Origin of the sequence: Methylobacterium sp. 13MFTsu3.1M2 (genome assembly GCF_900112625.1) — a bacterium.
Taxonomy (GTDB): Bacteria; Pseudomonadota; Alphaproteobacteria; order Rhizobiales; family Beijerinckiaceae; genus Methylobacterium.
Genome location: NZ_FOMM01000013.1, coordinates 68,601 through 79,031, shown reverse-complemented (window position 1 = coordinate 79,031; position 10,431 = coordinate 68,601). Strand labels below are relative to the sequence as shown.

General features: G+C 73.3%; 8 protein-coding genes. 1 reads left to right on the top strand and 7 read right to left on the bottom strand.

What is annotated here, in order from left to right; genetic code table 11:
* Window positions 1-38 precede the first annotated feature (38 nt).
* Entirely contained in the window at window positions 39-1,271 is a 1,233-nt protein-coding gene (locus tag BM314_RS14150; protein ID WP_091978524.1) for a DUF3095 domain-containing protein, read from the top strand.
* Here the strand turns inward: BM314_RS14150 and BM314_RS14145 are convergent.
* The 7 genes from BM314_RS14145 to BM314_RS14115 all read right to left on the bottom strand — a co-directional run bounded on the left by BM314_RS14145 (window position 1,256) and on the right by BM314_RS14115 (window position 10,367).
* Complete coding sequence (locus tag BM314_RS14145) at window positions 1,256-3,082, bottom strand: saccharopine dehydrogenase family protein (protein ID WP_091978523.1); 1,827 nt, start codon at window positions 3,080-3,082, stop codon at window positions 1,256-1,258. The genes BM314_RS14150 and BM314_RS14145 overlap by 16 nt on opposite strands.
* Window positions 3,079-3,798 carry a DUF4166 domain-containing protein gene (locus BM314_RS14140; protein WP_091927613.1) on the bottom strand — a complete coding sequence of 240 codons (720 nt, stop codon included), beginning with the start codon at window positions 3,796-3,798 and terminating at the stop codon, window positions 3,079-3,081. Before BM314_RS14140 ends, BM314_RS14145 begins: the two co-directional genes overlap by 4 nt.
* A 56-nt stretch (window positions 3,799-3,854) precedes the next feature.
* Window positions 3,855-4,412 carry a GbsR/MarR family transcriptional regulator gene (locus BM314_RS14135; protein ID WP_056530495.1) on the bottom strand — a complete coding sequence of 186 codons (558 nt, stop codon included), beginning with the start codon at window positions 4,410-4,412 and terminating at the stop codon, window positions 3,855-3,857.
* A 237-nt stretch (window positions 4,413-4,649) separates the two neighbouring features.
* Window positions 4,650-5,042, bottom strand: coding sequence for a CopM family metallochaperone (locus BM314_RS14130; protein ID WP_056530497.1), 393 nt, complete (start codon window positions 5,040-5,042; stop codon window positions 4,650-4,652).
* 22 nt (window positions 5,043-5,064) lie between these two features.
* On the bottom strand, window positions 5,065-5,430 hold the full coding sequence (locus BM314_RS14125) for a hypothetical protein (RefSeq protein ID WP_020094869.1): 366 nt from the start codon (window positions 5,428-5,430) through the stop codon (window positions 5,065-5,067).
* Window positions 5,431-5,472: 42 nt separating this feature from the next.
* Window positions 5,473-8,622, bottom strand: coding sequence for an efflux RND transporter permease subunit (locus BM314_RS14120; RefSeq protein WP_091978522.1), 3,150 nt, complete (start codon window positions 8,620-8,622; stop codon window positions 5,473-5,475).
* Window positions 8,623-8,633: 11 nt separating this feature from the next.
* Window positions 8,634-10,367, bottom strand: coding sequence for an efflux RND transporter periplasmic adaptor subunit (locus BM314_RS14115; RefSeq protein ID WP_091978521.1), 1,734 nt, complete (start codon window positions 10,365-10,367; stop codon window positions 8,634-8,636).
* Window positions 10,368-10,431: the final 64 nt, after the last annotated feature.

Here is a 10,431-nt window from a genome sequence, read left to right as displayed (position 1 = left end):
CGTCACGGCGCCCTGGCGCTGCGCCGAGGAGCAGGGCGATGGCGGTGGGGACATCGATGGGTGCAGGTCAGGAACGCGAACCGGCGACACGCCGCGCGGCCCCGGATTTCTACGACAGCCTGCCCCGGTTCACCGCCTTCTCCAGCCTCATGGATCCAGGCCTCTACCGGTCCCTGCCCGCGGATTGGTGGCTCGGCGTGGCCGATGTCGTCGGCTCTCGGCAGCAGATCGGGCTTGGCCGCTACAAGGCGGTGAATGCGGCCGGCGCAGCCATCATCACGGCGGTCTCCAACGCACTCGGCCGGCGCGAATTCCCCTTCGTCTTCGGCGGCGACGGGGCCAGTTTCGCCGTCGCCCCGGACGACGCGGACGCCGCGAGAGACGCGCTGGCGGCGACGGCCAGCTGGGTCCGCGAGGCGCTGCAACTGGAGCTGCGCACCGCTCTCGTGCCGGTCTCGGCCGTGCGCGATCGCGCGCTCGACGTGCGCGTGGCGCGCTACGCGCCCAGCGCCCACGTTTCCTATGCCATGTTCAGCGGAGGTGGGCTGCCCTGGGCAGAGGCGGCCATGAAGGCCGGCGACCACGCTATCGCACCGGCCGAGGCCGGCACCCAGCCCGACCTGACCGGCCTCTCCTGCCGCTGGCAGGAGATCCGTCCCCGGCACGAGCTGATGCTCTCGCTCATGCTCGTGCCCCAGCGCAGCGGCGACGCGCCGGCCTTCCGGCAACTCGTGCAGGAGCTCCTGCAGAGGCTCGAGATCAGCGCCGAGGTCGCGCGCCCGATGCAGGACGCGGGACCGGAGATGCGCGGACCGTGGGCGGGACTGGACCTCGAACTGCGGGCGATGCCGGGCTCTCGCAGGAGCCGCTTCTGGGCCAAGCTCCGCCTCGCGGCGCGATCGATACCGGAATACCTGATCTACCGCACGGGCGCGCGGGTCGGCGCGTTCGATCCCGCCGTTCTGCGGCGCGAGATCGTGGGCAACACAGATTTCCGCAAGTACGATGACGCGCTGCGGATGACGCTGGATTGCACCCGCGCCTTCGCCGATCGACTCGAGGCGGAGCTCGCCGGCGCGGAGGCGCAGGGGATCTGCCATTTCGGCCTGCAGCGCCAGTCGGCTGCGCAGTTGACCTGCATCAGCCCTCCGGTCCCCGGCAGCGGGCACATGCATTTCATCGACGGTGCCGGTGGCGGCTATGCCGCGGCGGCCGCGAATCTGAAGGGTCGCGCGGCCGATGGCGGTGCCTCGGCTCAGACCCGCCCGTGACGCGGCTCGGGACCGCGCCCGCTGCGGGACGGGGCGTGGGCGCGCGATGACGGGATCGGCAGGGCCGTTACCGGCCCGGGATCCCCGCCGGGTGGCCGGGATGGGCCCTGTGCCGGATGTCCGCTCCGAGGCGGCGCGGCCGGCTCTGCGCCCGGGACGAAGCCGGATCGACGGCCCGCGCGATCGTCCGTGTCGAGCCAGCCGCGGTAATGCACCACCAGCCCGACGCGTGGCAGGGCGATCGAGACGTCGAAGCGGAACAACCCCGCCTCCTCCCACTCGCGGGCGGCGGTGCGGGGTGCGAGCGCCAGCGGCAGGGGCAGCCGCGCGACGGACCAGCCGCGCAGCACCATGCGCAGGCCGCCGCCCTCGGGCGCGAGGTCGAACCTGAAGCGGAGCGGGCCGAACCGCTCCACGACGCAGCCGCGCTCCTCGGAGAACGCGCTCGTGAACCGGCGACCGGAGAACGCGCGCGTCCAGCGCTCCACCCCGCGCGTCTCGCTGAAGCCGACGTGGAGATCGTGCGCGCCCGCGACCGGCAATCCGAGGAGCGCCGCGAGGCCGCGCGCGACAGGGTGGCGGCCCCGTCGCACGACGGCGCGGCCGTGCGCCCCCGCCTCGCGCAGCACGCCGTGCAGAGCCGCGACGCGCGGCGCGAGTTCGGCGAAGCGCGGACCCAGGACGCGCGCGTAGAGCGCATCGGCCTGTCCCGACTCCCGCACGTCGTGGCGGATCGACAGGCGCGCGAAGCTCGGCTCGAAATCGGACAGGTCGAGCGCGGTCCCGGCGTCGCGCGCCCCGGGCGCGATCGCACCGTCCAGGATCCGCTCGGCCAGGATCGCCGCCGGCAGCACCGGGATCTCCGGGCCATGACCGTCGGCCGCCAGGAGGGTCCAGCGCCGTTCGACGCGGCGCCCTGCGGCCGTGCCGAACATCCGGACGACCATGCCGGACCGATCCGAGCCCCAGCGCGCGGTCAGCCGCTGCGCCAGGAGAAGCCCGCGCGCGAGCCCCTGCAGGGAGGGGATCCAGCCCCAGCGCACCGGCCAGCTCGCGCACCAGAGGCCGATCGTCTGCACCGCGAGTTCGGTCCCGGCCCTGAAGCTGACCGCCGGCCGGCCCGGAAGCCGATCGGGCAGGAGATCGAGGTCCGGGACGTCCGCCAGGGCCAGCCAGCGGCGGCCGAGGGACGCGCCGTCGGACAGGGCGAAGCGCTCGCGCCGCAACGCCTGCCAGCCGACAGCCGCCGACCAGCGCTGTCCGCGCCAGAGCCGGATCGGCCGGCCCACGTAGCTCAGGATGGCCGCGGCGACCGACGTCCCGGCGGTCGCGCGGTTCGAGGCGCTGATCGCGATCTCCACGGCGGTGACCGCCTCCATCCCCTGCGCCAGGCGCCGGGCGACGGCACCGGACAGGGCGGGGACGCTCGATGCACCGGAGAGGATCGCGACGCCGGCCGCGCGTGCGGCGGCGTCGAGCTGGCCGATGCCGGTCACGAACGCCCGGCCGTCCGCGAGATCGAGGTACGGGATCGCCGCGGCGATACAGGCCCGGGGCAGAGCGTAGCCGCTACCCTGGAAGGGGCCGGCCGCATCGATCACGAGGTCGGGACGGACGCGGTCCAGCAGGGGCGCGACGGCACCGTTGCGGTCGGCCTGAAGGGGACGGCACGGAGGATGGGCCGCGCAGAACACCTCGGCCCGCGCCAGGCGGCGGCCGGCGACGACCACGTCGTGACCGGCCTCCGCGAGCCGCCGCGACAGGCGAGCCCCGAAGCCGCCGTACCCGCCGAAGACCAGGACCGTGCTCACGCCGCTTCTCCCTGCCCCGCCGGCTCGGCGTCCTGGAAGACCGCTTCCTGGTGGATCAGCCGCCCGAACCAGGGGTGGGCGATGTCGAGGATGAAGCGGAAGGCGCCCGGCGTCGCGTCCCCGCCGGCATCGGCGTGGGTGACAGTGAGCGCGCCGGGGGTGAGCCAGCCCGGCAGGTGCAGGCGGCGCCCCAGGCAGGCGATGAAATAGCGGTGGCTGCGAAACGTCAGCGCCCCGTCCTCGACCGCCACCGTGAGGCTCATGCCGACGCCGGCGCCGACATGCTCCTCCAGGCCGGTGGGACCGGCGAAGCGCTTGGCCGAGTGGATCACCTGCGGGAAGCCGGAGGCGCGGGCGTACAGCCGCGTCCAGACCTGACCGCCGCCATCCGGGTCCTCGGTGACGGTGACGACGCCGGCGCGGCCGGTCTGGCGTTCCAGAGGCAGCGGGCCGCCGACCAGCCGCGTCGCCTGCGCGACGAGCCAGCCGAAGCGGCTGACATCCATCGCGACGACGTGGCCGACATAGACCGCGCTCGCTCCCTGCGCGAGCCGCTTCCCGAAGCGGCGGCGCACGGCCGGCGACAGGCTCGCCCACGCGCGTTCCGGGATCAGGGCCCGGAAGCGCAGGTCCAGAAGGTCGCCCGGCTCGGTGAGCGACCGGGCGGGGGAGAACGCGCGGGACGGCCCCGCATCGGCTCGACGGACATGTCCCATCGCGGTCACCTGGGCCCCTCGATCGGTTCGGCTCCCTGAAGACGACCCTCGGATCGTCACTCAGCCTTGGCCGGCAGGAACTTCACGATCCGGCCGCCCAGCCGGATGAGCTTGGCCAGCGTGCCCCGGGGCACGTTGAGCATCTGGCCGTACCAGCGCTCCATCGACTCGGTGAAGTCGAGCATCGCGCGCAGGCGCCGCTTGGCGACCGCCCCGAGCGCCGGGTCCGCGTCCGCTTCGGCGACGCAGGCGCGCAGGGCCGCGATGGCGGGATCGATCTCGCGCTCCTTGCGGCCGGCGGCGATGCGCGTGACCATCTCCCAGAGGTCGGTCTCGGCGGCGAAGTGGTCGCGGCGCTCGCCCATCACCGGCACGCGGCGGATCAGGTTCCAGCCGAGCAGCTCGCGCAGGGAATTCGAGACGTTCGACCGCGCGATGCCGAGCATGCCGGCGATGTCCTCGGCGGCGAGAGGGCGCTCGGAGAGGTAGAGGAGCGCGTGGATCTGCGCGACCGAGCGGTTGACGCCCCACTGGCCGCCCAGATCGCCCCAGTGCAGCACGAAGCGCTCGACCGCGGCCGGCAGGGGACTCGGCATGTCTGTTATTTCTGTCATGACAGAAATAACAGACCAGAAAGAACACGCTGTCAAGCGGCCGGGATCGCGGGCTGTCGACGCTCGGCCGGGTCCCGGTCGCGCCGCCAGGGCGGGACCGGGCATCCCGTCCCGCGCCTCACCGGGAACGGCGCCCGCGTCAGGCGCGGGGGCGCCTCGCCCCGCTCCGGCGCGGCGTGAGGCACCTCCATCGGGGCGGGCCGGAACCGCCCCGATCTCCGGTCCCGGCGCGGGCGGCTACTGGCCGTGCCGCTTCAGCCACGCCTCCATGTCGGAGATCTCCTTCTCCTGATCGTCGATGATCTTCTGCGCCATCGCCTTGGTGGCCGGATCCTTGGCGTGCGTCAGCGCGACCTTGGCCATGGCGACCGCGCCCCTGTGGTGCGGGATCATGTGCCTGCGGAAGTCGACGTCGGCATCGCCGGTGTAGGGGACGTCCATGTCCTTCATCATCGCCGTGTCGGCGGCCTTGAACGCCTTGGTCGCGGCGTCGTCCTTCGGGTTCGGCTTCATCGAGCCCATGTCCTTGCCGGACATGGAGCCGTGGTCGTGCATGCCCTGCGCCAGGGCTGCGCCCGCCAGCCCGGTCGACAGCAGGGCGGCGGCGAGAAGGGTGCGGAGGTGCGTCATGGATCGTTCTCTCCCGGTGGGGTCAGTTGAACTTGCCGCTGGCGGTCGCGCCGTCCGGGCCGGTGAGCTGCACCGCGCCCTTGGGGCTCGCGCCGAGCGCGGTCGCGGCCTTTCCGGTCATGCGGTTGCCGTCGGCGGGCTCGAGCGGCACGCGGGTCGGCTTGCCGCCGACGACGAGGATGGCGGTGCCCTTGAAGCCGGCGGCCGGGACCGGCTTCTGGCCCTCGTCGGACAGGAACACGTCAACGGCCTCGCCCTTGGCGACGAGCTCGACGTGGAACCTGCCGGCATCCGTCACACGGCCGCCGTGCTGGCCGGCGGTCTCGTGGGCGCAGACGGCGGACGCGGCGAGGAGGGCGGCGATCAGGGCCAGTCTCGGTAGGATCATCCCGGTTCTCCTTGGTTATGCGGGTCAGTTGGGTTGTGCGGGTCAGTAGGCCTCGGCCGGGCGCGGGCGCGCGCCGTCCGGGGATGGGTGGGCCGGTGTGTCGGCGTGGAGGGCGCGCAGCCGCTCCAGCGGCGCGCGGCCGAAGCGCAGGAACAGGACGGGGGTCAGGACGGTGTCGAGCAGCGTCGCGCTGACGAGGCCGCCGAAGATCGTCACCGCCACCGGGTGCAGGATCTCCTTGCCCGGGCTCGCCGGGTCGTAGAGCAGCGGCACCAGCGCGACGCCGGCGGCGAGCGCGGTCATCAGCACCGGGGTGAGCCGCTCCAGGCTGCCGCGCACCACGAGGTCGGGCCCGAACGGCACGCCCTCGTGCAGCGACAGGTTCAGGTAGTGGCTGATCTTCAGGATGCCGTTGCGCGCCGCGATGCCGGTCAGCGTGATGAAGCCGATCATCGACGCCACCGACAGCGGCTGCCCGGCCAGCCACAGGGCGACCACCGAGCCGATCAGCGCCAGAGGCACGTTGCCCATGATGATCAAGGCGAGCGCCGCCGACCTGTAGCGGCTGAACAGGATGGCGAAGACGAGCGCCAGGGACACCGCGGAGAGCACCGCGATGGTCCGGCTGGCCTCCTCCTGCGCCTGGAAGGTCCCCTCCAGGCTGGTGAAGAAGCCCGGTGGCAGCGGCTCCTTCGCCACCGCCTCGCGGATGGCCGCCACGACGCTCGCCATGTCGCGCCCGCCGTCGGTGTTGGCCTGCACCACGATGCGGCGCCGAGCGTTCTCGCGCAGGATCTGGTTCGGCCCGTCCGTCTCGCGGATGTCGGCCACCTGGCGCGCCGGCACCCAGCCCGAGGGCGTCTCCAGAAGGAGGTCGCCCAGGCCCGCGGTGGTCCGGCGGTCCTCGGACAGGCGCAGCACCACGTCGAAACGGCGCACGCCGTCGACCACCGTCGAGACCACGCGCCCGTTCGAGAGGCGGCTGATCTGCTCGACCACGGCCGCGGGCTGCACCCCGTAGAGGGCCGCCCGCGTGTAGTCGACGCGGACCTCGAGCTGCGGGATGCGGACCTGGCGCTCCACCTGCAGGTCGGCGAGGCCGGGGATCGCCGCCATCCGGTCGCGCAGGGCATTCGCGACCCGCCGCAGGGCGTCGAGATCCTCCCCGTACACCTTGAGCGCGATCTCGGCGCGCACGCCCGAGAGCATGTGGTCGAGCCGGTGCGAGATCGGCTGGCCGACGTTGACGGCGACCGGCAGGGCCGCGAGGCGCCCGCGGATGTCGGCGACCAGCGCCTCCTTCGGGCGCTCGGCACCCGCGTCGAGGGCCACCTCGATCTCGGAGGCATGGACGCCCTCGGCGTGCTCGTCGAGTTCGGCCCGGCCGGTGCGGCGGCCCACCGTCCTCACGCCCGGGATGTCGAGCAGCAGCTTCTCGGCGATCAGCCCGACCCGGTTGCTCTCGGCGAGCGAGATGCCCGGGTTGAAGGTCATGTTGACCGTGAACGAGCCCTCGTTGAACGGCGGCAGGAAGGCCCGCGGCAGGGTCCAGGCCGCGACGCCGGCGGCGACCACCGCGACCGCGACCGTGCCGACGAGCAGGCCCTGGTGCCGGAACGCGACCCGCAGCAGGGCGGCGTTGCCGCGTTTGAGCCGCTTCAGGAGACGGCTGTCGTGCTCCTCCAGCGTCTTCAGGCCGGGCAGCAGCAGGGACGCCAGCACCGGGGTCAGGGTGATGGAGGTGAGCAGGCTCGCCAGGATGGAGATGATGTAGGCCTCGCCCAGCGGGGCGAAGAGGCGACCCTCGATGCCCGACAGGGCGAAGAGCGGCACGAACACCAGGATGATGATGAGCGTCGCGTAGACGATGCCCGAGCGGACCTCGTTCGAGGCCTCCACCACCACCTGGAGCACGCCTCTCGGGTTGCCCGCCCGCCGGTTGTCGCCGAGCCGTCGGTAGATGTTCTCCACGTCCACCACCGCGTCGTCGACGAGCTCGCCGATGGCGATGGCCAGCCCCCCGAGCGTCATCGTGTTGATGGACAGCCCGAACAGGTGGAACACCGCCGCGGTCGTCAGCACCGAGACCGGGATGGCCAGCAGCGAGATGGCCGTCGTCCGAACGTTCAGCAGGAAGGCGAACAGCACCACCGCCACCACCAGCACGGCCTCGACGAGGACGCGCGCGACGTTGCGGATCGAGGTCTCGATGAAGTCGGCCTGGCGGAACAGGACTCGGTCGGCCCTGATGCCGGACGGCAGGGTCGGTCCCATCTCCTTCAGGGCGGCCTCGATGCTGCGGGTGAGCCGCACCGTGTCGACGTCCGGCTGCTTCTCGACCGAGACGATGACCGCGGGTCGCGCCATGTAGCCGGCGTCGCCGCGCTTCACCTTCGCGGCGAACGAGACCTCGGCGACCTGCCTCAGGTGGACGGGCGCGTCGTTGATCGTCGCGACCACCAGGCGGCGCAGGTCGTCGAGGCTCATGGTCCGGCCGATGTTCCGGATCAGGTACTCGCGCGCGTTCTGGTCGGTGAATCCGCCGCCGGCGTTGGTGCCGAACCGGGCGAGCGCCGCCTCGAGCTGCGCGTTCGTGACGGCGAGCGCGCGCATGGCGGCCGGGTTCGGGCTGACCCGGAACTGGCGCACCTCGCCGCCGATGGGGATGACCTGCGCGACGCCCGGGATGGTCAGCAGCCGCGGCCGGATGGTGAAGTCGGCGACCTCGCGCACCTGCATGGGGGTCGCGGTGTCGCCCGTGACCGCCACCAGCAGGATCTGGCCCATGATCGAGGAGATCGGGCCCATGACCGGGGTCACGCTCCGGGGCAGTTGGTCCTGCACCAGGGCGAGGCGCTCCGCGACCTGCTGCCGGTTCCGGTAGATGTCCGTGCCCCAGTCGAACTCGACGTAGGTGATGGACAATCCCACGCCCGAGACCGAGCGCACCCGGGTGACGCCCGGCAGCCCGTTCATCCGGGTCTCGATGGGATAGGTGACGAGTTGCTCGACCTCCTGGGGCGCGTAGCCCTCGGCCTCCGTCATGATGGTGACGGTCGGCTTGTTGAGGTCGGGGAAGACGTCGACGGGCAGCTTGGTGGCGGTGAAGGCGCCGTAGAGCACGAGCACCGCGGCGAGCGCGAGGACGAGCAGGCGGTTGCGGACCGATTGTCCGACGAGGACGGTGAACATCGGCGGATTCCTCAGCGGACCTGGTCGAGGAGTTCGGCGCCCTGCGTCACGACCCGCTTGCCGGGCCCGACCCCCTCCGCCACCAGCACCCGGCCGCCGTCGAGGGGCTCGACGCGGACCGGCCGCGCCTCGAAGCGCTCGGCGGTGGTGTGCTCGTAGACGACGTCCTGCCCGTTCCCCGCGCGCACGACCGCCGCGCGCGGCAGCGCCAGCCCGGCCTGCTCGGTGTCGGTCCCGGCGAGCACGGTGACGAACTGCCCGACCCGCAGGCCCGAGGCGTCGCCCTGGACGGCGAACTGCACCGGGATGGCCTGGTTGCGGTCGGCGAGGCCCGAACCCTGGTAGGCGAGCTTGAGGGTCCGGCCGTCGGCGAGCCGTGCCGTGGCGTCCTGCGCCGCCGCGAGGGCGTCGAAGCTCAGAGCCTCGACCCAGAGGCGGCTCGGATCGACGACTTGGAAGACCATCTGCCCGGGGGTGGCCATCTGACCGGCCACCGCCGCGGCCTGCGCGACGACGCCGTCGACCGGCGCGACGAGCGGTTCCGGCTCACGCCTGATCCTGTCGAGGGCCGTCCGTCGGTCCTGCAGGCCCTTGAGCTCGGCCAGGGCGTCGTCGAGCTGGGTCTGGGCCACGGCGCCGGTCAGGGCGAGCCGCCTGTAGCGGTCGACCCGGCGCTCGACGATGGAGATCTGCTGGTCGAGATCCCCTTGCGTCTGGCGCATGTCGGAGACGTCGACCGCCTGGATCGGCGGTGTGACCGTGGCCAGGATCTCGCCCTTGCGCACCCGCGTGCCGAGGCGCGGGAACAGTCCCGAGGGCGGAGGCGACAGGCGACCGCCGACCGAGGACTGCACGACGCCGCTGGCGTTCGGGTCCGGGATGATGCGGCCGGGCAGCTCGACCGAGCGGTGGAAGCTGCCCCGCTCGGTCATCGTCGTGCGCAGGGCGAGCAGGCGCTGGGTGGGCTTCGGCACGAAGACGGATCCGTCGGGCAGGCGCTGCGCGAGGTCTGACGCGGACGGCGCGGCCGGGCGCGTCCCGGTCAGCGCGGCCCCCTGCACGGGGGCTTCGCGGTCGTCGTCGCCGTGCGCGAAGGCGGCGGTGCCCAGAACGAGGGTGATGCCGACGGCGATCAGCGCCGCCGTCGGGACGCCGCGGCGGCCCCGCGCGAGGGCGGTGACGAGGACGCCGAGCAGGAAGGCGACGGCGACCGCGCCGACCAGGATCGGGTCCCCGGCGCCGAGGCGCTGGCGGACGCCGCGGCCGGCCTCCGAGACGCGCGCGAGCGCCGCCCGTGCCGCGGCCGGCTCGGCGGGAATTGCGGCGCCGGCATCGGCCGGCACGGTCACCGTGACCGGCATCACGTCGACCGCGTCGCCGGCGGTGACCGTCGCGACGAGGTCGTGCCGGCCGGGCCTCGACAGCCACGGGGCCGTCAGCGTGTAGCCGCCCCCGGGCGTGGCGCTGGCGGTCCTCGGGCCCTCGGGGGTCTCGACCTCGATCGTCGCGCCGGTCACCGGCTCGTTCGTCCGGAAGCGGTCGAGGAACAGGGTCAGGGTGCCGTCGCGCGGGATGGCGACCAGCTCGAAGGCGTCGGAGAAGGCCTCGCCGCGCGGGGCGACGGTCTTCGAGACGGGGGGCTGGGCGGCGCCGTGGTCGTGGCCCTCGTGGGCGCGGGCGGGCCCCGCCGGGACGGCGGCGAGCAGCGCCACCGCGCCGAGGGCGGCGGCAAGACGGGTCGACATGGAAACGGTATCCTCGCGATGGGGATGCCGGGCGCGGCCACGGGCGGGCGCACCTCGGGCGTCG